This is a genomic window from Hymenobacter baengnokdamensis, from assembly GCF_008728635.1.
GTDB classification, from domain to species: Bacteria; Bacteroidota; Bacteroidia; order Cytophagales; family Hymenobacteraceae; genus Hymenobacter; species Hymenobacter baengnokdamensis.
Window position 1 is genome coordinate 3,849,657 of sequence record NZ_CP044285.1, and the last position, 23,511, is coordinate 3,873,167.

Annotated in this window: 17 protein-coding genes, 3 tRNA genes and 1 pseudogene; 14 read left to right on the forward strand and 7 right to left on the reverse strand. The window is 60.9% G+C overall.

Features of this window, described 5'->3' with window-relative positions; translation table 11 throughout:
* Positions 1-192: 192 nt before the first annotated feature.
* From F6X24_RS16500 to F6X24_RS16530, 7 genes are all read left to right on the forward strand, one after another.
* Positions 193-663, forward strand: coding sequence for a helix-turn-helix domain-containing protein (locus F6X24_RS16500; RefSeq protein ID WP_151086744.1), 471 nt, complete (start codon positions 193-195; stop codon positions 661-663).
* Positions 660-1,358: an IS630 family transposase gene (locus tag F6X24_RS16505; protein ID WP_229725176.1), complete on the forward strand. Its 699-nt coding sequence runs from the start codon at positions 660-662 to the stop codon at positions 1,356-1,358. Before F6X24_RS16500 ends, F6X24_RS16505 begins: the two co-directional genes overlap by 4 nt.
* A 102-nt stretch (positions 1,359-1,460) precedes the next feature.
* The gene (locus F6X24_RS16510; RefSeq protein ID WP_151089055.1) at positions 1,461-4,931 is read left to right on the forward strand and encodes a class I SAM-dependent DNA methyltransferase; all 3,471 of its coding nucleotides are present in this window, start codon (positions 1,461-1,463) and stop codon (positions 4,929-4,931) included.
* Positions 4,932-6,004: 1,073 nt separating this feature from the next.
* Positions 6,005-6,667 carry an HAD family hydrolase gene (locus tag F6X24_RS16515; RefSeq protein ID WP_151089056.1) on the forward strand — a complete coding sequence of 221 codons (663 nt, stop codon included), beginning with the start codon at positions 6,005-6,007 and terminating at the stop codon, positions 6,665-6,667.
* Complete coding sequence (locus tag F6X24_RS16520; protein WP_229725182.1) at positions 6,627-7,868, forward strand: site-2 protease family protein; 1,242 nt, start codon at positions 6,627-6,629, stop codon at positions 7,866-7,868. Before F6X24_RS16515 ends, F6X24_RS16520 begins: the two co-directional genes overlap by 41 nt.
* 70 nt (positions 7,869-7,938) lie before the next feature.
* Positions 7,939-8,571 (forward strand): hypothetical protein, encoded by a 633-nt coding sequence (locus F6X24_RS16525; protein ID WP_151089057.1) that lies wholly within the window; start codon positions 7,939-7,941, stop codon positions 8,569-8,571.
* A 273-nt stretch (positions 8,572-8,844) separates the two neighbouring features.
* The gene (locus F6X24_RS16530; protein ID WP_151089058.1) at positions 8,845-9,195 is read left to right on the forward strand and encodes a hypothetical protein; all 351 of its coding nucleotides are present in this window, start codon (positions 8,845-8,847) and stop codon (positions 9,193-9,195) included.
* 157 nt (positions 9,196-9,352) lie between these two features.
* Here F6X24_RS16530 and F6X24_RS16535 read toward each other — a convergent pair whose 3' ends face one another.
* On the reverse strand, positions 9,353-10,546 hold the full coding sequence (locus tag F6X24_RS16535; RefSeq protein ID WP_151089059.1) for a phosphoglycerate kinase: 1,194 nt from the start codon (positions 10,544-10,546) through the stop codon (positions 9,353-9,355).
* Between the two features lie 190 nt (positions 10,547-10,736).
* On the opposite strand from F6X24_RS16535, the pseudogene F6X24_RS19520 reads away from it, so the two are divergent.
* From F6X24_RS19520 to F6X24_RS16560, 6 genes and pseudogenes are all read left to right on the forward strand, one after another.
* Positions 10,737-11,195 (forward strand): annotated as a pseudogene (locus tag F6X24_RS19520) (D-alanine--D-alanine ligase family protein); the annotation flags it as partial.
* A gap of 18 nt (positions 11,196-11,213) precedes the next feature.
* Positions 11,214-13,481, forward strand: a complete 2,268-nt coding sequence (locus F6X24_RS16540) for a D-alanine--D-alanine ligase family protein (RefSeq protein ID WP_449405072.1) — start codon at positions 11,214-11,216, stop codon at positions 13,479-13,481.
* A 116-nt stretch (positions 13,482-13,597) separates the two neighbouring features.
* A complete protein-coding gene (locus tag F6X24_RS16545; protein WP_151089061.1) occupies positions 13,598-14,359 on the forward strand; it encodes a PASTA domain-containing protein in 762 nt (253 codons plus the stop codon).
* A 135-nt stretch (positions 14,360-14,494) separates the two neighbouring features.
* The gene (locus tag F6X24_RS16550) at positions 14,495-16,468 is read left to right on the forward strand and encodes a T9SS type A sorting domain-containing protein (protein WP_151089062.1); all 1,974 of its coding nucleotides are present in this window, start codon (positions 14,495-14,497) and stop codon (positions 16,466-16,468) included.
* A 175-nt stretch (positions 16,469-16,643) separates the two neighbouring features.
* On the forward strand, positions 16,644-17,087 hold the full coding sequence (locus F6X24_RS16555; protein WP_151089063.1) for a nucleotidyltransferase family protein: 444 nt from the start codon (positions 16,644-16,646) through the stop codon (positions 17,085-17,087).
* A gap of 16 nt (positions 17,088-17,103) precedes the next feature.
* On the forward strand, positions 17,104-17,400 hold the full coding sequence (locus tag F6X24_RS16560; RefSeq protein WP_151089064.1) for a rhodanese-like domain-containing protein: 297 nt from the start codon (positions 17,104-17,106) through the stop codon (positions 17,398-17,400).
* Positions 17,401-17,487: 87 nt separating this feature from the next.
* Here F6X24_RS16560 and F6X24_RS16565 read toward each other — a convergent pair whose 3' ends face one another.
* Complete coding sequence (locus F6X24_RS16565; RefSeq protein ID WP_151089065.1) at positions 17,488-19,428, reverse strand: RecQ family ATP-dependent DNA helicase; 1,941 nt, start codon at positions 19,426-19,428, stop codon at positions 17,488-17,490.
* A 342-nt stretch (positions 19,429-19,770) separates the two neighbouring features.
* On the opposite strand from F6X24_RS16565, the gene F6X24_RS16570 reads away from it, so the two are divergent.
* On the forward strand, positions 19,771-20,223 hold the full coding sequence (locus tag F6X24_RS16570) for a nucleoside deaminase (protein WP_151089660.1): 453 nt from the start codon (positions 19,771-19,773) through the stop codon (positions 20,221-20,223).
* A 66-nt stretch (positions 20,224-20,289) separates the two neighbouring features.
* Here F6X24_RS16570 and F6X24_RS16575 read toward each other — a convergent pair whose 3' ends face one another.
* From F6X24_RS16575 to F6X24_RS16595, 5 genes are all read right to left on the reverse strand, one after another.
* The gene (locus F6X24_RS16575) at positions 20,290-20,679 is read right to left on the reverse strand and encodes a RidA family protein (protein WP_151089066.1); all 390 of its coding nucleotides are present in this window, start codon (positions 20,677-20,679) and stop codon (positions 20,290-20,292) included.
* A gap of 106 nt (positions 20,680-20,785) precedes the next feature.
* Entirely contained in the window at positions 20,786-22,807 is a 2,022-nt protein-coding gene (gene gyrB / locus F6X24_RS16580; RefSeq protein ID WP_151089067.1) for a DNA topoisomerase (ATP-hydrolyzing) subunit B, read from the reverse strand.
* Positions 22,808-23,000: 193 nt separating this feature from the next.
* Positions 23,001-23,074, reverse strand: a tRNA-Arg gene (locus F6X24_RS16585).
* A 67-nt stretch (positions 23,075-23,141) separates the two neighbouring features.
* Positions 23,142-23,215 (reverse strand) — tRNA-Pro (locus F6X24_RS16590).
* A 63-nt stretch (positions 23,216-23,278) separates the two neighbouring features.
* Positions 23,279-23,366 (reverse strand) — tRNA-Ser (locus tag F6X24_RS16595).
* Positions 23,367-23,511: the final 145 nt, after the last annotated feature.

Here is a 23,511-nt window from a genome sequence, read left to right on the forward strand (position 1 = left end):
CAAAAGACTAGTGCTGCGTCAGGCAAGTTCCTTACCTAATCGTTCTGGTGGGCGCCTCACCCCCCGGCCCCCTCTCCGAAAAGGAGAGGGGGAGCCAGTCGATTCTTTAGGTAATAAATTTCCCTGACACAGCACTAGTGCTGCGTCAGAGGAAATAATTAACAAACCACTGTGCTCCGGGTTAGGGGCCTTATGTCTCGTCCCCTTACTCCCTTTGCCCTCCCGGCGGCTGACCAAGCTGCCCTCGAAAATTTCACGCGCACCGGTCGTCGGCCCGTACGAGCCGTGCGCCGCGCCCAGGCGCTGCTGGCCTTGGCGACCGGTATCGGCCAGCAGGCCGCCGGCCAAGCCGTTGGCCTGAGCCGCCAGGCAGTCAGCAAGATACGCCGCCGGTACGAAGCGGCCGGGTGGCAAGTCGCCTTGGCCGAGGCCCCGCGTAGTGGTGGGCCACGCCGCTTTGATGGTCCCCAACGCGCCGCCGTCACGGCGCTAGCCTGTACACCGGCCCCGGTGGGCCATAGCCGCTGGACCCTGCGCTTGCTGGCCGATAAGGCGGTGGAACTGTGCCTGGTGGACACTATTTCCCACGAAACGGTGAGCCAGATGCTCAAAAAAACGAGCTGCACCCCCACCGCCAGCAGCACTGGTGCCTCGGGGCGATGAATGCGGCCTTCGTAGCCCGCATGGAGGACGTGCTGGCCGTCTACGAGCGGCCTCACGACCCGCTTTTCCCCGTCGTCTGCTTCGATGAGCGCCCTTGTGTGCTCCACAGCCAGCCCGTCGAACCCCTGCCCCCGGTGCCGGCCCAGCCCGCCGTAGGCGAGCAGGCCGCTAGAGCCGGGCGCCCCCGCCGCGAAAGCAGCACCTACGTGCGCCAGGGCACGGCCTGCCTGCTGGTGGCGTTTGAGCCGGGCACCGGCCAGCGCCTGGTCGAGGTCTCGGCCCGCCGGACCGGGGCCGATTACTGCCGTTTTATGCAGGCCTTGGCCGCCCACTATGCGCAGGCCGAGAAAATCGTGCTCGTGCAGGACAACCTCAACACCCACACCGACGCCGTCTTCTACCAGCACCTGCCCGCCGCCCAGGCCCGCGCGCTGGCTGCCCGCTTCGAGGTGCACTACACCCCTAAAAATGCCTCCTGGCTTAACATGGTCGAACTTGAACTCTCGGCCATCGCCCGCCAGTGCCTGCACCAGCGCATCCCCACCCTCGACGAACTCACCGCCCACGTCGCCGCCTGCGTGGCCCAGCGCAATGCCGCCCAGGTTACCGTCCACTGGCAGTTCACCCTCGAAAAAGCCCGCGTTAAACTCGACCGCCATTACCAGAAAATTAGGGTAACTAATTCCTCTGACTGAGCACTAGGCGGTAGGAAGGGCTGAAAAGTGAACGTTCCCTAACGTTTTCGGCTACCTTAGCGGGCAGTTTGTTCCCAGGTCTATTTCTATACACTTACCCACTTGACTTACCCCGAATTTGTGGGCCGCTGGCAACCGTCCGGCGGTGCTGAACGGGCCAACTACGGCCTGTTTCTAACCGACCTGTGCGACCTGCTAGGGGTACCCCGGCCCGATGCCACCACCAACGACCCTACCCAGGATGCCTACGTGCTGGAGCGGGCCGTGACGTTCGACAACGGTACCGGCAAGGCCAGCACCGGGCGCATAGACCTCTACAAACGCGGGTGCTTTGTGCTGGAAACCAAGCAAGGCACCACCAAACGCACCACTGCAACCCAGGCCGAACGCGCCGCCCTAGGGCTGCCCACCGCCAAGCTGCGCACCGGCCACGCCCAACGCGGCACCGCCCGCTGGCTGCAAGTAATGGAATCGGCCCGCCAGCAGGCCCTCAGCTACGTGCGGGCGCTGCCGGCCAATGAGCCGCGCCCGCCCTTTGTAGTGGTGGCCGATGTGGGCTACTGCATTGACTTCTACAGCAACTTTGCCGGGGTAGGCGACAACTACGCGCCCTTTCCCGACTCGCGGCACTTTCGCATCCTGCTACCTGAGTTGGCCAGGGAAGAAACCCGCGAGCGGCTACGGCTGCTGTTTACCGACCCGCAACAGCTCGACCCCGCCCGGCTCGCGGCCAAAGTGACCCGCAAGCTGGCCGGGCAGCTGGCCGTACTTTCTACCCAGCTGGAGCAAGCCGGGCACCCGTCCGACGTGGTGGCCGCATTCCTGGTGCGGTGCCTCTTTACCATGTTTTCCGAAGATGTGGGCCTGATTCCAAACGGCTCCTTTCTAGGCTTGCTCACCCAGTACGACACCGATAAGCTACGGCCCAGCCTACCCCTAGCCCTTGCCAGCCTGTGGCAAACGATGGATAAGGGCGGGTTTGCCGCTACGCTCGCGGCCCCGGTGCCCCGGTTCAACGGCAAGCTGTTTCACGATGCCCAGGCCCTACCCCTATCGGCCGCCCAGGTGGAGCTATTGCGCGAGGCCGCCGCCGCCGACTGGACTACCGTAGAGCCGGCCATTTTCGGCACCCTGCTAGAGCGGGCCCTCGACCCCCGCGAGCGGCACCGCCTAGGGGCGCACTACACCCCGCGCCGCTACGTAGAGCGCCTGGTAGTGCCGGCCGTGCTGGAGCCCTTGCGCCGCGAGTGGGCCGCCGCCCAGGCCGCGAGCGCCCAGCTCCACGACAGCGACAAAGACCCCGAAGCCCGCGCCGAGCTGGTGAAGTTCTTGCGCCGCCTCACGTCGCTCAAAGTACTCGACCCGGCCTGTGGGTCGGGCAATTTCCTGTACGTGACGCTGGAGCACCTGAAACGGCTGGAGGGTGAAGTGCTGGCCGCAATCAATGCCTACGGGCAGACCGGCTTGCTCGACCTGGCCGGGGGCACCACCGTAGGCCCGCGCCAGCTGCTAGGGCTGGAGCTGAACCCCCGCGCCGCCGCGATTGCTGATGTGGTGCTGCGAATCGGCTACCTGCAATGGCATATCCGCACCCACGGCCTTACCCAGCTAGCCGAGCCGCTGCTGGATAACTATGAGAATATCCCGCACAAAGACGCGGTACTAGCCCACGGCACCCCGCGCCCGCGCCTCGATGCCCAGGGCCAGCCCGTAACCCGGTGGGACGGGCGTACTACCCGCCTCAACGCGGCCACCGGCCAGCAGGTGCCAGACGAAGCCGCCCGCGTAGCCGTGCTGGACTACCCCAACCCGCACCCCACGGCCTGGCCTGATGCTGATTTTATTGTCGACAACCCGCCGTTTATTGGCACGTCCCGAATGCGCGACCTGCTAGGCGACGGGTACACCGAAGCCCTGCGCAAGACCTACGCCAGCCGGGGCGTGCCCGAATCGGCCGATTTTGTCATGTACTGGTGGCACAAGGCCGCGCTAGCCGTGCGCGACGGGCACGCCCTACGGTTCGGCTTCATTACCACCAACAGCATAAAGCAGACCTTCAACCGGCAAGTAATGCTACCCTTCGTGGGCAGCGACAACGCCCCGCTGGAGCTGAGTTTTGCCATACCCGACCACCCGTGGGTAACCAGTGAGGACGGGGCCGCCGTGCGGGTAGCCATGACTGTAGCCGACCGCACCCGCCCCGGCCAAGCTTGGGGCCAGCTACTCACAGTGCAAACCGAAGCCCGCCCCGAAGGTGAGGACGCGGCCGATGTAACGTTTACTGAGCAACAGGGCCGCGTCCGGCCAGATTTGAGCGTTGGAGCCGATTTGGATAGTGCCCAGCCGTTGAAGGCTAACGCAAATCTGAGTAACCCCGGCGTGAAGCTGCATGGCGCTGGCTTCATTGTTTCACCTGAAACTGCCCGCAAACTTGGCTTAGGGCAACTCACTAACCTAGAGCAGTATATCCGGCCCTACCGAAACGGCCGGGACTTGACTGATAAACCCCGCGAGGCAATGGTAATTGACTTGTTCGGGCTTTTGGCTAACGAGGTATTGAATCGTTATCCCGCTGTCTATCAGCATATTTTAGAAAATGTGAAGCCGGAACGGGATGCAAAAGGCCAAACAAAAGACGGGGCAGCTTATGCCAAAATGTGGTGGCTTTTCGGAAAGACCCGCCAGGATATGCGCCTAGCCATTGCTGGCCTACCCCGCTACATTGCCACCGTCGAAACTGCAAAGCACCGGACTTTCCAATTTCTAGATGCCAGCATCTTACCTGATAATATGCTGATAGCTGTTGCAACAGACGATGCTTACCACTTAGGGGTTCTATCTAGCCGAATGCATATTATTTGGGCATTGGCAGCTGGCGGCACTTTAGAGGATAGGCCCCGTTACAATAAAACCCGCTGTTTTGACCCCTTCCCGTTCCCCGATGCTACGCCGGCCCAGCAGGCCCGTATCCGCGAGCTGGCCGAAACGCTAGACGCGCACCGCAAACGCCAGCAGGCCGAACACCCCGGCCTCACGCTCACCAACCTCTACAACGTAGTCGAAAAGCTACGCGCCGGCCAGCCCCTCACCCCCAAAGAGCAAGCCACCAAGCAGCAGGGCCTGGCTACGGTAGTGCTAGAGCTGCACCGCGAGCTAGACGCGGCCGTAGCCGCCGCCTACGGCTGGCCCACCGACCTGCCCGATGCCGAGGTGCTAACCCGCCTGGTAGCCCTCAACCGCGCCCGCGCCGCCGAAGAAAAGGCCGGCACCATTCGCTACCTACGCCCCGCCTACCAGGCCCCCGGCCAGCAGCAAACCGGCCTCGACCTACCCACCCGCGTAGCCACCGAAACCGCCGCCGTGCTGGCCCCCCTCCCCTGGCCCGCCGAGCTAGCCAAGCAAATGCAGGCCGTGCGCGACGTAGTAACCCAGGCCCCCGCCCCCCTCACCGCCCGGCAGGTAGCCGCCCGGTTTGCTGGCGCCGGCCCCGCCAGGGTGCAACCGATACTCGACAGCCTGGCTACCCTGTCGCTGCTGCGGTGGGTAGATACGACCGATGCCTATGCCGCGTAGCCCGGCCGCGCCGCCCGGCGCGGGCCTCAGCTAACCCCGGTGATGCCGTACCCAGGCCGGTGTTTGGCCGCATAGGAGGTTCGATATATTTCCCGTGCCAGTTCGGCGTCGCCCAGGCCGCCTTGCAAGGCGTACAACCGCACAAATTCCGCCTGGCTGATAGTACCAGCGTCGGCTTTGGCCCGTAGCCTACGTATCCAGCCTTCTTTGCTCATCGTGCCCAGGTTGCTCCTGCTACCAAACCACCTACCTGACCAGCAGCCTGGCAAGGACCATGAGCGCGAAGAGCACCAGGACGAACCAGCTGATTCTGCGGCGCGGCGCCAGCGACTGGCGGCAGTTGGTGGGGGGAGCATAGGGCGGGAAGAACATCGGGTACGGGAAAGAAATGAAACGATGCGGCATGTATCGCCCCGGCCGGGCCGCTCATTACAGACGAAGGCTTCTGTCCTGCTCGCGGGGCTTGCGGGTAGTGGGTTTGCGTGGAGGCTTGAGGGCGGCTGGCCTCTTCCTCATTTGCCCGACTAACAACAGACTAAAAAAACAAAAAACCCCATTTCCAGGCCGGAAACGGGGGTTTTTGTGGGCCCACTTGGAATCGAACCAAGGACCTGCTGATTCACTTTCCTCCGGTTTCCCGGAGTAGTTGGACTATCTCATCACCATATCCGCCGGGGCGGGGTTAGGTGGGGGGCGTTGGTGGAAGCGTATTGCATGGTCTGCTCACTTCCTAGTCTCTGCACCTTCCGGGTACTATCATGACCGTTCCCCGGCTTGGCTCAGGATTGCCATCGGGGCCATTTGCCCCGAACAGGTTTCCCTGAGTTAACCCCCTGCTCATCCCGTAGTTTCCTGCCGGGAGGCACCGCTAGGTTTTCCTTTTTCAAGGAACGCCTGTTGATGAGTCAGCTGCTCTAACCGATTGAGCTATAGGCCCGCATGGCAGCTACAGGAGCTGCCAGCGGCACGAAGATACAACGGCAGCCGCAATTGCGTGTGGAATTGCGGCCAACGAGGCATCTTTTGAGCCCGACCTTTGCTGGCCGACGGCTCACAGCCCCTGGCTTCCCACCATGCTTCCCAACCTACTTTTTGATTTTGGCGGCGTCATCATCGACATCGACTATGCCCGCACTCCGGCGGCCCTGCGCCGCCTGAGCCGCGCCGGCAGCACCGTTGAGTTCAGCCAGGCCAGCCAGGCCGAGCTGTTTGACCAGCTGGAAACGGGCCATATCTCGCCCGCCGAGTTTCGGGCCGGACTGCGCACGCATTACCAGCTTGAAGGCACCGACGAAGAAATCGATGCCGCCTGGGGAGCGCTGCTGCTCGATGTGCCCGCCGAGCGGCTGGCCCTCATCGGTGAGTTGCGCCGTCGGGGGCACCAAACGGCCTTGCTTTCTAATACCAACGTGCTGCATATTGAAGCGGTAAACCGTCGGCTGGCCCAGCAGTACGGCTTCCAGCACGGAATTGCCGACTGCCTCGACCGGGTGTTTTACTCGCAGGAAGTGGGCTTGCGCAAGCCGGGCGAGGAGATATTCCGGCACGCGCTGCGCGAAATGAACTGGCAGGCCGCTGAGACGTTATTCATTGAAGACAGTCCGCAGCACATTGCCACGGCCCGCCGCCTGGGGCTACACGTTTTGCACCTGGCCCCGCCCCTTACTCTTACCACCGCCCTGCCCGAAGCCCTGCGTGTCTTTCCCCGAGAATACCCCGAACCACCCGTTGCCTGAGCCGCTGGCCGGCTGGCCCGCCGACACTGCCGGCGAGGTGGCCCCAACTCGCCGGGCCTGGGCCCGAGGCCTGTTTCGGCGCTACGAGCGGCCGCCCATGCGGCCGGGCTGGCGCTATGCCCTGCACCTGGGGCTGTTTTTGCTCACGCTGGCTACGACCATTGTAGCCGGGGTGCAGCTGCTGCGCAGCGGCCCTGATGGTATTGCTTTCGACGTGCTGGGCCTGCCGGCTGCCGAGCGCTGGGCTCAGCTAAGCTGGGGGCTGCTTTATGCGGGTCCGTTTCTGGGGGTGCTGGCCATACATGAGTTTGGGCACTACTTTACGGCACGGTTTAATAAGGTGCGCACTTCGCTTCCCTTTTTTCTACCCATGCCTTTTGGGCTGGGCACCTTCGGGGCTGTTATCAGAATAAAGGACCGGATATTCTCGCGGCGCGAGTTTTTTGACATTGGGGTGGCCGGGCCCCTGGCCGGGCTGGTAGTGGCAATACTGCTGCTCATCTATGCCTTTACCCACCTGCCCGACCAGGCCGAGTACCTGCTCGTGACTACCCATAGCCTGGCCCGCTACCGCGCGCCCGACTTTACGCTGGCCCAGCCACTCCTCTACCGCTGGCTCGAACACGCCTTTGCCGACCCGCACCGCCTGCCCCCGCCCAACCTGCTGCTGCGCTACCCGCTGCTGGTGGCGGGCGAGCTGAGCTTGTTTTTTACTGCCCTCAATCTGCTCCCCATCGGGCAGCTCGACGGGGGGCACCTTATGTATGGCCTGCTGGGCGCGCGCCGCGCCGGCCGGCTGTCGGCAGTGCTGTTTGTAGCCTTCATTTTCTATGCCGGCCTGGGCATCTTTTCCTTGCGCAGCGGCTGGGAAACCTGGCTGTACGGCGGGCTGCCCTATGCCTTGTATCTTGGGCTGGTATTCTGGCATATGCTACCCAAAGTGTGGTGGGGAATGGTAGTGGCCGCCGGCGTGTGGGCGGCCCAGCTAGGCGTGGCTACGGCCTGGCCGGGCACCCTTGGGCAGCCCGGCTGGCTGGTATTTGGGTTGCTGCTGGGGCGCCTTTCGGGGATTTATCATCCGGTAGCGCCCGACGACCGCCCGCTCAGCCGGGGCCGGCAGCTGCTGGGCTGGCTACTGGTCGGGCTGTTTATTTTGTGCTTTTCCTCCTCCCCCTTTAAGCTCGTAGCAGCGGGCAGCTAGTCCGGGGCTGCTTTTTTACCAATACTTTCCGGCGTGCTGATTTTTAGCAATGGCTGGCCACAATAGCTATATGAAGTTTCAACAAAAGCAGCTTACTCGCTCTACCCAGCTTGTTCTCCGCGAAAACGGCCTCTTCGTGAGCCAGCGCGATGGCCGGGGCCGCATCGATATTGCCGTCGAGATTCCGTACGAAGAGCTGTTGCCCATTGAAGTGGAATACCGTAATACAACGCCCCAAATTCAGTGGCGCTGGGCCATCGTAGGCATTTTCTGGCTGCTGAAACTCCTGCACGTCAACCTGGGAGCTTCGTTGAGCAACGAGGAATGGAGCTGGGTATTTGGGGGCATGGCAGCCCTGGGCGGGTTTGTGTTTTATGCGCACCGCAACTGGTGGCACCAGGCCATTGTGCACACTGCTCACCTGAAGGTTGTGCTGGCCGACCACCCCGCCGACCGTGGCCAGCTGCGCGCTTTCGTCGAGCACCTCGAAAAGCACACCAAGACGTACCTGCGGCGCGAATATGCGCCCATCAATCCGCTGGGCCTCATTGAGCCGCAGCTACGCCGCCTGGCCTGGCTGCACGAGCTGGCCGTGCTCGATATGCCCGAGGCCCAGGCGCTGGTCACGCGCCTCACCGGCCGCCTGCCCGGCCGCGGCTTCAAAAGCATGGGCCAGAAGCTGGAGCCGCCTTACGTGAATTAGCAGCCGACTACGGCGGGCAGTAGCTGCCCACTTAAAAGCAAGCAAGCTTTTTAATATAGTAAAAATAAATTATTAAGTCGGGTGCTTTCATCTAGCGAACCTGTTTCGGAAGTCGGGGCCGAAGCAGCCCGCCGGGGATACCGCCCAGCTCCACCTCCTAAACAGCTTCAGCGCCCTTTCCCAATCGGGGTACGGGCAGGCTGCGCTAAGCCCGACAATAACCCCGTGCCCGCGTCTGCTCGTATTGCGGAGGTACCATTTTCACCTCCTGCCATGAGCATTACCCTGAATAAAGCCGCTGTCACGTTTGCCAAAAGTCTGATAAAAGACGGCAAAATCAAGAATGATGAAGGCCACTGGGGCCAGCATAACCCTGGCTCGACCCAGGAAAACGCCTTTCTCAAAAAGCACGAAATTGAGGAGTACGCCAAGTGGCATCTCGGCGAAGACAAAAGCCAGGGCGAAGACACCAAGGGCCGCTACAAGTTTCCCTACGGCGACTTCAAAACCGTGCACCGCGATGGCCTGATTGCCGCCAAGGAGCGCGCCGCCCAGCAAGGCTACCACGACATCGAAAAGGCCGCCGACGAGCTGCTGGGGGCGCTGGAGAAAAAGGCGGCGTAGCTACCTAACTCGATTTATAGGAAAGACCGTCATGCTGAGCTTGTCGAAGCATCTCTACCGCGCCGTATGATTCGTTCAACGAAGCGAGCGAGATGCTTCGACAAGCTCAGCATGACGGTCTGATTATTTTTCGGATAGCCTTTTAGTTATCATAACGCTACCCTTGCAACGCCTTGACGCCGGGCAGCTCTTTGCCTTCCATAAACTCGAGTAGCGCGCCGCCGCCAGTCGAGATATAGCTCACACGGTCGGCAAAGCCAAGCTGCTGCACGGCTGCCGCCGAATCGCCGCCCCCGATGAGCGAGTAGGCCCCCGCCTCGGTGGCTTCGGCAATGGCACGGGCTACGTACTCGGTACCCAGCGAGAAATTGCTCATTTCAAATACACCCATCGGGCCGTTCCAAAGAATGGTTTTCGAGTCCTGAATGATGCCGGCAAACTGCTCGCGGGCGTCGGGGCCGAGGTCGAGGCCCATCCAGCCCACCGGAATGCTGCCATTGGGCGCCACGTCCACGTTGGCATCGTTGGCAAACTTATCGGCAATGAGGCTGTCGCCGGGCAGCACCAGGTTCACGCCTTTTTCTTTGGCCTTGGCAATGAGGCTTTTAGCCAGATCTACTTTGTCGGCTTCGAGCAAGGAGCTGCCCACATGGCCGCCCTCGGCCACGGCAAACGTGTAGGCCATGCCGCCCCCGATAAGCAGGTTGTCCACCTTATCCAGCAACCGCTCAATCAGCAATATCTTATCCGAAATCTTGGCCCCGCCCATAATGGCCGTGAAGGGCCGCTGCGGATTATCGAGCACTTTCCGGGCATTCTCCAACTCGCCTTGCAGCAACAGGCCACCCACGCGGTTGGCCGGCGCAAAGTGGCTGGCCATCACGGCCGTAGAGGCGTGGCGGCGGTGCGCCGCCCCAAAGGCATCGTTCACGTATACATCGCCAAGGCGGGCCAGGTGCATGGCAAAGGCATCGTTGCCGGCTTCTTCTTCAGGGTGAAAGCGTACGTTATCGAGCAGCAGCACCTGGCCAGGCTGAAGCGCCTGCGCAGCGGCCAGCGCTTCGGCAGAGAGCACGTCGCCGCCCCAAAGCACGTCGCGGCCATACTCCTGGCGCAGACGCGGCAAGAGGCTTTCGAGCGAATATTTCTTTTCGTAGCCGCCCTTGGGCCGGCCCAGGTGCGAGAGCAGCACCACCGAGCCGCCATCGTTGAGAATCTTGGTGATGGTGGGCGTGGCCGCCCGAATGCGAGTATCGTCGGTGATGTGCAGGTCTTTGTCGAGCGGCACATTAAAATCGACGCGCACCACGGCGCGGTGGCCGGCGAAGTTGTAGTTGGCGAGGGTGTTCACGGGTAAATGTGAAGAAGTGAAGAAGATTTGTCTTGCGAGCGCAGCGAGGCAATCGCCCCCAAACGACCGGAGTAGAACGATACGGATGCGCCCGCCAGTCGTTCGGCTGCGATTGCTTTGCTGCGCTCACAAGGACAAACGTAAGCATTTACGGCCCCACCTTCCGCCCCGTACCTTTGCGCCCAGTATGATGAGAATCGGCATTTTCTTTGGTGGCACCTCGCGCGAGCGGGAGATTTCCTTCGCCGGCGGGCGCACCGTTTTTGACAATCTGGACAAGGGCCTGTTTCAGCCCGTCCCTGTGTTTGTGGATAGCCTCGGGCACTTCATCCTGCTCGACTGGCAGTACCTTTACAAGGGCACCATCCGCGATTTTTACCCACCCGTGGCCGCCCTGCCCGCCACGCGCCACCCCTGGCAGGTCTACATCGAAAGCCTGGGCGAGCTGAGCGACGAGGCGCTGACGGAGCTTATTGGCCACGTGGGCCGCCGGGTGGAGGCCAGCGAACTGCCTAAGCTTATGGATTTTGCCTTCCTGACCCTGCACGGGCCGGGTGGCGAGGATGGCGCCATTCAGGGCTTGCTGGAATGGGTCGGGATTCCGTACTCGGGCTCGGGCATTTTGCCCTCGGCGCTGGGCATTGATAAAATTGCGCAGAAGCGGCTGATGCAGGCCGTGGGGCTGCCGACGCCGAAGTTTCGGGTGCTGAAAGACCGGGAAGTCAGCAAACAAGGCTCACTATCAGAACTGGTGCAGGACTTGGGCCTGCCGCTCGTCGTAAAAGCTCCACGTCAGGGAAGCAGCATTGGTGTGAGCATCGTGCGGGAGGAAAACGAAGAACTATTCCTTGATGCCGAGGACAGAGCGCTGTTTAAGCGCTATCTCTTCCGCAGTGATTGGGAAACTTTAAGTGAAGCTGAGCAGCTGACTTGGGTACGTCAATTGGCCGATATACGTGAAGGTATTGGTTTGCCAGTCGAAGGGCTGCTTATTACGGGTGATTTTGAAGAAGGAGGAGAAGAAGTAATTGCTTCTCCTGAAACCTTACTGGATTACATCAATCGAAATTTTAGCAAAACCGCTGTTCATGAGCTTAAACTAGAAGTAGATTTCATTCGCTTCACCAGCCTTACCGGCGAAACGCAAATATTAGTCGAGCAATTCGTAGCCGGCCGCGAGTTCTCGTGCATCGTGGTGGAGGACGAAAACGGCGCGCCGCTAGCCCTCCCGCCTACCGAAATCGTCAAAGGCACCGAAGTTTTCGACTACCGCGCCAAGTACCTGCCGGGCCTGGCCCGCAAGGTGACGCCCATTGACTTGCCGGAGGCTGATATCGAGCGCATTCGCCAGGAGGCGCAGAAGATGTTCGCCACCTTCGGCTTCGAGGTGTATGCGCGGCTGGACGGCTTTATCCAGGAAGATGGCACCATCTTCCTCAATGACCCGAATACCACGAGCGGTATGCTGCCGGCTTCGTTCTTCTTCCACCAGGCGGCCGAGATTGGGCTGAATCCCAGCCAGTTTCTCACTTACATCATCCGCACGTCGCTGAATGCGCGGCGGCGCGGCGGCCTGAAGCCGGTCCAGCTATATGAGATGCTGACTAAGCTGGACGCCGATATTCAGTCGCGCCAGCAGGTACAGGACGACCGCATCCGGGTGGCCGTGATAATGGGCGGCTATTCCTCCGAGCGCCACATCTCGGTGGAGAGCGGGCGCAACATCTACGAGAAGCTCAGCTCATCCGTCAAATATCGTCCTTTTCCGATATTCCTGACTGGCAGCAGCGAGGAATTCCGCCTCTACGAGCTTCCCATCAACGTGATGCTCAAGGACAACGCGGATGATATTCGCGAGAAAATCGAGCACGCCGAGGCCGGCGCGGCCAGCCACCCGGTGCTGGCGCGCATCCGGCAGGAGGCCAGCGGTATTACCGGCACCTACGCCGGGCAGCCGGTGGCCGCGCCGCGCCGCATTTCCTTTGCGGAGCTGGCCGAGCGAGTTGATGAGGTGTTCATTGCCCTGCACGGCCGGCCCGGCGAGGACGGCGCCTTGCAGCAGGAGCTGGAGAAATTCGGTCTGCCCTACAACGGCTCGGGCGCGGCCAGCTCGGCCGTGACTATCAACAAGTTTGAAACCAACCGCCGCCTGCGCGAGGCCGGCCTGCGCGTGGCCGACCACCGCCTGGCCCAGCGCCTGGAGTGGAGTGCCGACCCTGAGGCGTTTTACCGAGGGCTGGAAAGTCAGTTTGGCTACCCGTTTATCGCCAAGCCCGCCGACGATGGCTGCTCGTCGGCGGTGAAAAAGATTAAGAGCCGCGCCGAGCTGGCCGCCTTCAGCGAGCAGATTTTCCGGCCCGGCGAGCCGCTGCTGGCCGGCCCGGCCGAGGTGCTGCACCTGGGCTTCAAGGAAGAGTTTCCGCAGAAGGAGGCCTTTTTGGTGGAAACCCTCATCGGCCCCGACGGCGCGGCCAAGTTTCTGGAAATCACGGGCGGACTGCTGACTTCGTATGATGCGCAAGGCCAGCTGCAAATCGAGGTATTCGAGGCCAGCGAGGCCCTGGCTACCGGCGAAGTGCTGAGCCTGGAAGAAAAATTCCTGGCCGGCGAGGGCCAGAATATCACACCCGCCCGATATTCCACTGACCCGGCCGAGCGCCAGCGCATCTCCGACGAGGTGAAGCGCGTGCTGCGCCAGGTGGCCGAGATTTTGCACATCGAGGGCTACGCCCGCATCGACGCCTTTGTGCGGGTGCGGCAGTCGGGCGCGGTGGAGGTGCTTATTATTGAAGTCAACTCGCTACCCGGCATGACGCCCGCGACCTGCATTTTTCACCAAACGGCACTGGCTGGCTACACACCCTACCAGTTTATCGACCGGATTCTGGACTTTGGCAAGGCGCGGGCAGAGCGGGCAAATGCTCATAGTAACTAACTGAAATAGAACGTCATGCTGAGCTTGCCGAAGCATCTCGCGTGGGGTAGTAACATAAACCGTACAACGACGCGAGCGAGATGCTTCGCAAGCTCAGCATGACGTTCTTTCAAACTATGTCCTTCTTTAAATCTGATACCTGGTTCGACGTTTTCAAGCATCTGGCGCTCATTCTGGCGCTCATGGCCGCACTGGTGCTGGGCTTTTTCTACGTGTACCTGCCCATTACTACGCACCACGGCCAGACCATTGTGGTGCCCAAGATAACGGGTATGAACCTGGCTGACCTGGAGAGCTACCTCGACGAGCGTAAGCTGGCTTACTTCGTGGATGACAGCAGCTACGCGCCCGGCATCCGGCCCCTGACGGTGCTGACGCAGGAGCCCGCCCCTGGCGAAAAGGTGAAGCAGGACCGTAAAATCTACATTTCGGTGGCTATGCGCCGGCCGCCGGTCATTAAAATGCCCAAGCTGACCGACGGCTCGGTGAAAAATGCGCAACTCATTCTGAAAAGCTACGACCTCGAAATCGGCCAGATAAAGCTGGTGCCCAACGTGGCAAAAGATGCCGTGCTGAAGCAGGTAGTGGGTGGTAAGGAAATAGCAGCCGGCGCCCCGATAGCCAAGGGCACGCGGGTAGACCTGGAAGTGGGCGACGGCCTCGGCAACACCGAGTTTGAAGTGCCCAATCTGGTTGCTATGCCCGAAGATGAGGCCCGCACCCTGCTTGCCGGCCAGCACCTAGAGGTGGGCGAAGTGTTTAAGCAGCCTGCCGAAACCGGCCAGACCCCCGGCACTGTGGTGCGCCAGCGGCCGGCCGCCGCGCCGGGCGCCACCATCCGCATGGGCCAGCTCGTGGATTTGTGGGTGGCCGAATAGCTACCCCTTCATTCGTTGCTGGCGGATGATTCTGCAAGCCGGCTGCGCGTTTTTGGCTGGAAACCCGTTCAATGACTGCTCAGACCAACGGAGCAGCAAGCCAACAACGAAAACCTATCAAGCCATCACTAACCTATGCGCCAACTGCTTCGCTTACTTGGGTTGCCAACCCTGCTGCTGGCCGGGGCAGCCCGGGCGCAAACGCCCATTACCCTGACCCCGCTGCCCCTGCTGTCGGACCCCGGCCGGGCGGCTTCGGCAGCGCAGGCGGCTTCCGCCCAAGCGAGCCGGCAGCGCACGGCGGCGCTGGGGCTGCCTTTTTTTGAGGATTTTACCCTGCCCCGCGACGGACAGCCCAGTCCGCTCCGCTGGCAGCCGGCGGCGCTCGACTACCCCGACGGCGGCGGCCTCACCCAGCATTACGGCGGCGGCGGCGCCTATGTAAGCAACCGGCTGGCTATTGAGCCACTCACGCGCGGCACCGCTACCCTCGATGGCCTACGCGCCAATGGCCTGCCTTACAGCCCCGGCTCGGCGTCTTTTTATAGCAAAACCGATACGCTGACTTCGCTGCCTATCGACCTGTCGGGCGTTTCGGTGGGCGCCAACGTGTACCTGAGCTACGCCTGGCAGGCCGGTACGCTGGCGGGCGCGCCGGTTGCCAGCGGCAGCAGCACCCCCGTGTACCTCACGCTGGAATTTCTGGATAATGCCGGGCGCTGGAATACCATCTGGACGTATAACGCGGAAGGCAAGACGACGAAGTTCCGGCAAAAGATTTTCCCGGTAAACCAGGCGAGCTACTTCCACGCGGGCTTCCGGTTTCGGTTTCGTGCCTCCGGCAACCAGGCATCGAGCCGCGACGCATTTGGCTTAGACTATATTTACCTCAACCAGAACCGCACGGCGGCTGATACTGTCTTTCAGGATATTGCCACCAGCCGGGCCCTCAACAGTCCGCTGCAAGGCTACACGGCCATGCCAGCCTGGCAGTACGCGGCCGCCGGCAGCAGCGTGCTGAACCCGGCCCTGAACACGACGGTCAACAACCTGCTGCCCAGCGGCAACCCCACGCCAATTAGCGCGGTGGGCACCGTGAGCGAGCTGACTGCCGGCGGCTTTGGGCCAGCTACCTGGGTTACCAGCAACCAACAGCTGCTGGCCGGCGCCCGGCAGCAGCTGGTGCAGGGCGACGCCCGCACGGCTCCGCTGCCCGCCACGGCCACGCCCCGGCGCTACCGCTACACCCTGGCCTTGCAAACCAATGAGAGCAACCCCCTGACGCTGCCCAACGACAGCACCTACCGCGACCTGGAGCTGGCTGACTATTATGCCTTCGACGACGGTACGGCCGAGTCTTTTCTGCCGCTGCCGGCCATTAGCAACGGGCCTGTCACGTATTACGCTTACCCCATCACGGTGGCCAAAAGCGACCAGGTGAAGGCTATTCAGCTAGCTCCGATTTTTAATAACATTGCCCTGGCTCAGGGCGGGGAGAACTACCAGAACCGCTCAGTTATCGTGGCCGTGTGGGCCGATGCTAACGGCCAGCCGGCAAACGCTCCGCTGGCTACCAAAGCGTTCGTCTTGCCTAACCCGCTGCCGGCCGGCCGGGTGTTTGCCGATGCTATCCCGTTTGATAAGCCGGTGCCCGTATCGGGCCGTTTCTATATAGGGTTTGGCCAGGCCTCGGGCGGGCAATTTTTGCCCTATGGCTACGACCTGAACGATATTTCTACGACCCCTACGCTTTTTTATAACGTCCAGAATACCTGGAGTACGCCGACCGTCACTACCCCCGGCACCCTGATGATGCGGGCCGTGATGAACAACGGGGTACTGGCTACTCAGGCGCAACAGGCTGCCAATGCGCAGTTTATGCTGTATCCGAACCCCGCGCCTACCGGCACTACGGTTGCTATAAGCGGACCGGCTTTTCGCCAGGCCACCGTACTTGATGTGCTGGGCCGCCCCGTGTGGCAGCAGGCCGCCGCCGAGGCCGGGCAGCCCACCCTGCACCTGCCCGCCAGCCTACCCGGCGGTATCTACCTGGTGCAGCTAACTTTACCCGATGGCCGCCTCGCCACCCGCCGCCTGGTGGTCGAATAAGCCCTTGCCAGGAATATGCTGCTTATCAAGTCACAGAATAAAGCGGAAATAGATGCCGCCCAGCGCCAGTACTGGTGGAGCAAAACACCCGAGCAGCGCCTGGCTGCCGCCGCCCGCCTCATGGCTGAGGCCCGGCAGGTTTATGCGTCTAACCCGGCCAACTTGCCCAGCACTTATGGAGAGCGAATACTTAAATCTGCTACGCCTGTTCCACGCCGAGCACGTTGAGTATGTAGTAGTTGGCGGTTACGCCGTTATTGCGCACGGCTTTCCCCGCACTACCGGCGACATCGATATTCTTCTTCGCCCGACGCCCGAAAATGCCCGGCGAGTAGTACAGGCTTTGGTGCGCTACGGCTTCAAAAGCGGAGAGTTTGAGGAAGCTGACTTCACTACGACTCCCAACTTTTTGTCTTTTAGCCGTCAGGATTTATGGATTGACTTACTGACGCAGCTTCAGGGAGTTACCTTCGACGAGTGCGCCACGGATGCGCTCATAGCCGAAACTGCCGGTATTCCTGTCCGCTATATCAACCTGGCCGCTTTACGCAAGACCAAGGCGGCTACGCGCCGCCCCCAGGATTTGCACGACCTGGATAACCTACCTCTTTCTTACTAATCAGCAACTTAACTTAATGGCCGACATCACCGCTACTGAGCTTCGCCAACGCCTGCAAGCCGGCGAAAAGCTCCACATCATCGACGTTCGCGAACCCTGGGAAGTAGAGGAAAGCCGTATTGCCGGCAGCCAGAGCATTCCGCTGGGCAACCTGCCTGCCGCCCTCGACGACCTGGAAGACTTGAAAAACCAGGAAGTTATCGTGCATTGCCGCAGCGGCGCCCGCTCGGCTTCGGCCAAAGCCTTTCTTACCCAGCAAGGCTTCACCAACGTGCGCAACCTGGAAGGCGGTATGCTGGCCTACGGAGGATAGTACTCTTTGATGAAGAGTACATAACTCTGAATAACGAAGCAGCAGGGCGATACCCCCTCCTCTCAACTGCCCGAAGGCTGTTTGCAGTTACTTCTCTACTGTCAGCCGGCCGTCGGGTAGGTAGGCGAGTTTTCCGTGCTCTACCAATGCACGTAGCGCGGCGGTTACGGCCGTTGCTTCGGGAGCAGGATAATGTGCTACTACCTGGCGCGGCAGCAGCGGCGCCTGGCGCAGCAGCTCAAGTAACCCGGCTTGCAGCTCGGTGGCGCTTTCGGGCTTTTGCCGGGCTTTTTTGCGGGCCAGGCATACGTCGCATACCCCGCAGGCGGGCGCGTCGGGCTCGGCAAAGTAGTCGAGCAGCAGCTGCTGGCGGCACTGCGTAGTACTCGCCGCGTAGTCAAGCACGGCCTTAGTCTGGTGCTCCGTGAGCTGGCGGGCTGCCTTCAGGCGGCGCTCGTCGAGCGGCAGCTGGGCGGCATCGTAGCGGGGCGTGGTAAAAAGCGCTTGCGGCAGCTCGCGCCGGGGCTGGTAGTGCAGCACGCCGGTGCTGTGCAGGTAGCGCAGCTGGCGCACTACATCGGTAGTGCTCTGGCGCAGGTGCCGGGCCAGCGCACTTTCCGAAATACCCTGAAAAGCCACAAACAGCTCGCCCCCGTACAGCCGCAGCAGCGCTTTGATGAGCTGGTCGTGCTGGGCATTGGCTACCTGAAACTGATACAGGTCGTGCTGATTACTAATGAGCTGCACCCGCGCCGGCTGGTTCACCGCCTCGGTGAGCTGCACAAAGCCCTGCTGCTCCAATACTTTAAGGGCGTGGTGGGCATCGACGGCTTTGAGCCGGTAGGTTTCGGCAAACAGCCCGAGGTCGAAGTCGAATGCCACCAGCTCGCCGCCGCCCACGGCCGTGCGCGAGTAGTTGGCCAGCGCCTGGTACACGCGGCGTACCACGTCGGGCGGCGGGTGCGCCAGCTGTGCCTGCCGGCGCAGACTGTCGGCATCGGCGGGGCCGCTGAGCAGCACGGCGAAGGCGTAGAGGCCGTCGCGCCCGGCGCGGCCGGCTTCCTGGTAATACGCTTCGAGCGTAGAAGGCGCGTCGAGGTGGGCTACCACGCGCACGTCGGGCTTGTCGATACCCATCCCGAAGGCATTGGTAGCCACCATTATCCGGGTTTTGTCGGTGAGCCAGGCCTGCTGGGTACGGGTGCGCTGCTCGGCGGGCAGGCCGGCATGGTACGCGGCGGCGGCCAGGCCCTGCTGCACCAGCCAGGCCGCCGTGTCTTCGGCCTGCCGGCGCGTGCGGGCATACACGATACCCGTTTTTTGCGGACCGATACCGCGCAGCACTTCCAGCAGGCGGCGCTGCTTGTCCTCGGTTTGCAGCACCGAGTACGAGAGCTTGGGCCGGGCAAAGCTTTGGGTGAAGATACCGTAGCCGGGCCGAAAACATAGTTTATTTACTATATCTTGCCGCACCTGGCTGGTGGCCGTAGCCGTGAGGGCAAGGCAGGGCACGGTGGCGGGTAGCAGCGCCCGCAGCTCGGCAATGCGCAGGTAGGGCGGCCGAAAATCGTAGCCCCACTGCGAGAGGCAGTGTGCTTCGTCAATAGCCAGCAGCCCAACAGTCATACGGGCTACCCGCGCCCGAAAAAGGTCGGTCAGCAGGCGCTCGGGGCTGACGTAAAGAAACTTTACCTCGCGGCCGTACACGCAGTTATCCAGCGCCTGGTCTATTTCCTGGTGGCTCATACCCGCGTAAATAGCCTCGGCTTTCAGCCCGCGCTTGCGCAGGTTTTCTACCTGGTCGCGCATCAGGGCAATGAGCGGAGTTACCACCACGCACAGCCCCGGCCGGACCAGCGCCGGTACCTGAAAGCACACGCTTTTGCCGCCGCCGGTGGGCAGCAGGGCCAGCGCGTCGTGGCCCTGAAGCACGGCCTCAATAATTTCGGCCTGCCCCGGCCGAAACTGCTGATGCCCCCAGTACTGACGCAGTAGGGCAAGCGGTTCGGCAGCAAGGGGGGCAGACATGCGGCAAAATTACTGCATCTGAAGCCAGCGGGTATGCTTGCCGGCCACAGCCTGCCGCGCCCACCCCACGCCGGCTACGTACTTTTGCGCTTTCGGCCAGGCCCAAAAGGAGTCTGCATCTGGCTGGGCTTCGCGGGCGGGCATGAAAAAAGGCGAATAGCAGAGCCATTCGCCTTTCCAACCAAAACACCTTAAAAAACTATTCTTTCACGCAGGTAGAACAAACTAGTCGGCAAAAGATTCCGGCTAATCGAAAATTTTCTTAGCTCCGTGAAGTAAAAAACTGATTCTCAACCCGTGAAAAATACAGATAGCTCACCTAATACCTCGCAGGCCGATTTTATGCGCGAAGCCATCCGGCTGTCGCTGGAAAAAATGCAGGCTGGCTTTGGCGGCCCCTTTGGCGCGGTCGTGGTGAAAGATGGTCAGATTATCGCCCGTGGCTTCAACCAGGTGACGAGCACCAACGACCCTACCTGTCACGCTGAGGTCGATGCTATCCGCAAGGCCTGCCAGGCGCTGGGCACCTTTCAGCTCGCTGGCTGCGACCTGTACACCAGCTGCGAGCCCTGCCCCATGTGCCTCGGCGCTATCTACTGGGCGCGGCCGGCGCGGGTTTTCTATGCCAACACCAAAGCCGACGCTGCGGCCATCGGCTTCGACGACCAGTTTATCTACGATGAGATTGATAAGCCACTGGCCGAGCGCACCTTACCTATGCAGCAGCTTTTGCGCGAGGAGGCGCTTGGGTCGTTTCAAGCCTGGGCATCCCGGGAAGACCGCACCGAGTATTAATATCTAAGCCGCGGATTCGGCGGATTTTTCGGATTAGTCAGATTTTGAGAGCGGGGTGGTGCGGTGCTAGCTTGCCGGCGCGTCGATAAGGGCCGTGGCCTCAATTTCAACCAGCAGGCGTGGGTCGATGAGAGCGGCTACCTGCACCATCGTCGTAACGGGCCGAATCTCACCGAATACTTCGCCGTGCGCCCGCCCCACGGCCTCCCACTCGGCTATGTTGGTGACAAACATACGCGTGCGTACTACGTCGGCCAGCGTGGCGCCGGCCTCCGCCAGTGCGGCGGCTATTTTTTCCAGAATGCGCTTGGTTTGCGCATATTCATCACTGCCGCTGATGGTTTCGCCGTCCTGGGCGGTAGTGCCCGCTACTTCTACTACCTGCCCCACGCGCACCGCGCGCGAGTAGCCCACGCTGGCCTCCCACGGGGCACCGGATGAAATAAGTTGTCGCATAAAGCAAAAGTAGCCCAGTCATCACAAAAAAGGCCACCCGCACGGGTGGCCTTTTTACGTCTACAAAATCCGTGAAATTCGTTGAAATCCGAGCTAATCAGTGGTCTTAGACGTCGAGCTTGGCGTACTTGGCGTTCTGCTCGATGAAGTCGCGGCGAGGTGCTACCTCATCGCCCATCAGCATCGAGAAGAGGTGGTCGGCCTCGGCGGCCGAATCTACCGTTACCTGCTTCAGGGTACGCGTAGAAGGCTGCATGGTGGTGGTCCAGAGCTGCTCGGCGTTCATTTCACCCAGGCCTTTGTAGCGCTGCACGTTCACTGTTTCGGGGCGGCCGCGGCCCAGCTCCTCGGTGGCGGCGGCGCGGTCTTCCTCGGTCCAGCAGTAGCGCTCCTCTTTGCCGCGCTTCACAAGGTAGAGCGGCGGCAGCGCGATGTAGATATAGCCGTTATCTACCAGCTCGCGCATATAGCGAAAAAAGAAGGTTAGAATCAGCGTCCGGATGTGCGAGCCGTCGATATCCGCATCGGTCATGATAATAACCTTGTGGTAGCGCAGCTTATCGAAGTTGAGCGGGCCGGTTTCGTTGCCATCGTCATCGGTGCCGAAAGCCAGCGACTTGCGCTCGTTGAACGTGACGCCGAGGGCGGTAATCATATTCCGGATTTCCTCGTTTTCCAGAATCTTGTGCTCCTGGGCTTTCTCCACGTTCAGGATTTTACCGCGCAGCGGCATAATGGCCTGAAACGCCCGGTTGCGGCCCTGCTTGGCAGTTCCACCGGCCGAGTCACCTTCGACTAAGTACAGCTCGCACACGGCCGGGTCCGAGTCGGAGCAGTCGGCCAGCTTGCCGGGCAAGGAGTTGGAGCCCAGCACGTTTTTGCGCTGCACCATATCCTTGGCCTTGCGGGCGGCGATGCGGGCCTTGGCGGCCAGAATCACCTTATCCATGATGCGGTTGGCCTGGTTGGGGTTTTCCTCCAGGTACTGCGCCAGGATTTCCCCCACCACGCTGTTCACGGCACCGCTCACCTCCGAGTTGCCCAGCTTGGTTTTGGTCTGGCCCTCAAACTGCGGCTCCTGCACTTTTACCGATATAACGGCCGTTAGGCCCTCGCGGAAGTCGTCGCCGGTAATCTCTACCTTGGCTTTCTCAAACAGCTTGCTCTTATCGCCGTAGTTTTTCAGCACCCGCGTCACGGCCGAGCGAAAGCCTGCTACGTGCGTACCACCCTCAATGGTGTTGATATTGTTGACGTACGAATAGACGTTTTCCTGGTACGAGGTATTGTACTGCAGGGCTACCTCTACCGGCGTACCGCCCTTCTCGCTTTCCACGTAGATGGGCTCGGAGAGCAGCGAAGGCCGTTCGGTGCCGTCCAGGTACTGCACGAAGTCGCGCAGGCCGCCGGTCGAGTAAAACTCCTCGTAACGGAAGCCTTCGGCGTTGCTGTGGCCCACGGCCGCGTCGCCGGTCAGCTTATCGCGGCGGTCGGTGAGGGTAATGCGGATGCCTTTATTTAGAAACGACAAATCGCGCAGACGCCCGGCGATAGTGGCGTAGCGGTACTCGGTTTCGGAGAAGATAGTGGGGTCGGGCAAAAACTGCACCTCCGTGCCGTGCTCATCGGTATCTCCGATTTCCTTTACAGGGTACAGCGGCTGACCAATGCTGTACTCCTGCTCGTAGAGGTGGCCTTTGCGGCGCACGTTTACCTTCAGGTCGATGCTGAGCGCATTTACGCAGCTCACGCCCACCCCGTGCAGGCCCCCCGATACTTTGTACGAGTCTTTGTCGAACTTACCACCGGCGTGCAGCACGGTCATCACTACTTCGAGGGCCGAGCGGCCTTCCTTGGCGTGCCAGTCGACGGGAATACCCCGCCCGTTGTCGCGGACGGTAACCGAGTTATTTTCGTTAATGGTAACCTGAATCAGGTCGCAGTGGCCGGCCAGGGCCTCATCAATGGAGTTATCGACTACTTCCCACACCAGGTGGTGCAGGCCTTTGATACCCGTGTCGCCGATGTACATACTGGGGCGCTTACGCACCGCCTCCAGCCCTTCCAGCACCTGAATGCTATCGGCCGAGTAGTCGGCGGGGGCTTTCTTTTCTACTACTTCACTCATGCGAGAGAGGGGGTTAAACCGACTGAAAAACCAGTCAGGAAGAGAACACTCAAAAGTACCGTTTTTATTCCATTCAGCCTAGCTTTCGCGCAGCTTTTTCCGGGTATTTTCAGGCGCAAAAAAAGCCTCTGCCGGGGCCGGCAGAGGCTTTTTTTCGGGTAAAGACCGGCTCCATTTCAGGACTTGAATAAAGTGGCCCCAATTGGATTCGAACCAATGACCGGCTACTTAGAAGGTAGCTGCTCTATCCAGCTGAGCTATGGGGTCTTAACGAAAAAATAGCATATTCAACAAAAAAATTATCTTTGTTGAATATGCTACATTTTTTACTATGTCGGGGTGGCAGGATTCGAACCTACGACCTCCTGGTCCCAAACCAGGCGCGATACCGGGCTACGCTACACCCCGAGGAAACTAATTAAGAATGAGGAAGTGTAAATGCTTACTTCCTCATTCTTAACTTAACTACTGCGGAGAAGGGGGGATTCGAACCCCCGGTAACCTTTAGAGCTACGGCAGTTTAGCAAACTACTGGTTTCAGCCACTCACCCACTTCTCCGTACAAGTGGCTTGCTAACGCCCTGTTGGCCTTAGCGGCTGCAAATATACGGCGATGCCCCGAAAATCCGCAGCTTTTTTTGAACTTTCTAGCCGGCCGATTCGCAACTGCTTGCTGCGGAACCTGCTGGCTGCTGGCTGGCCAG

Excerpts from the sequence above, each read along its gene's own strand:
- F6X24_RS16500 (WP_151086744.1), top strand. The coding sequence starts at position 193 with ATGTCTCGTCCCCTTACTCCCTTTGCCCTCCCGGCGGCTGACCAAGCT.
- F6X24_RS16505 (WP_229725176.1), top strand. The coding sequence starts at position 660 with ATGAATGCGGCCTTCGTAGCCCGCATGGAGGACGTGCTGGCCGTCTAC.
- F6X24_RS16515 (WP_151089056.1), top strand. The coding sequence starts at position 6,005 with ATGCTTCCCAACCTACTTTTTGATTTTGGCGGCGTCATCATCGACATC.
- F6X24_RS16525 (WP_151089057.1), top strand. The coding sequence starts at position 7,939 with ATGAAGTTTCAACAAAAGCAGCTTACTCGCTCTACCCAGCTTGTTCTC.
- F6X24_RS16530 (WP_151089058.1), top strand. The coding sequence starts at position 8,845 with ATGAGCATTACCCTGAATAAAGCCGCTGTCACGTTTGCCAAAAGTCTG.
- F6X24_RS16540 (WP_449405072.1), top strand. The coding sequence starts at position 11,214 with ATGCAGGCCGTGGGGCTGCCGACGCCGAAGTTTCGGGTGCTGAAAGAC.
- F6X24_RS16545 (WP_151089061.1), top strand. The coding sequence starts at position 13,598 with ATGTCCTTCTTTAAATCTGATACCTGGTTCGACGTTTTCAAGCATCTG.
- F6X24_RS16550 (WP_151089062.1), top strand. The coding sequence starts at position 14,495 with ATGCGCCAACTGCTTCGCTTACTTGGGTTGCCAACCCTGCTGCTGGCC.
- F6X24_RS16555 (WP_151089063.1), top strand. The coding sequence starts at position 16,644 with ATGGAGAGCGAATACTTAAATCTGCTACGCCTGTTCCACGCCGAGCAC.
- F6X24_RS16560 (WP_151089064.1), top strand. The coding sequence starts at position 17,104 with ATGGCCGACATCACCGCTACTGAGCTTCGCCAACGCCTGCAAGCCGGC.
- F6X24_RS16565 (WP_151089065.1), bottom strand. The coding sequence starts at position 19,428 with ATGTCTGCCCCCCTTGCTGCCGAACCGCTTGCCCTACTGCGTCAGTAC.
- F6X24_RS16570 (WP_151089660.1), top strand. The coding sequence starts at position 19,771 with ATGCGCGAAGCCATCCGGCTGTCGCTGGAAAAAATGCAGGCTGGCTTT.
- F6X24_RS16575 (WP_151089066.1), bottom strand. The coding sequence starts at position 20,679 with ATGCGACAACTTATTTCATCCGGTGCCCCGTGGGAGGCCAGCGTGGGC.
- gyrB (WP_151089067.1), bottom strand. The coding sequence starts at position 22,807 with ATGAGTGAAGTAGTAGAAAAGAAAGCCCCCGCCGACTACTCGGCCGAT.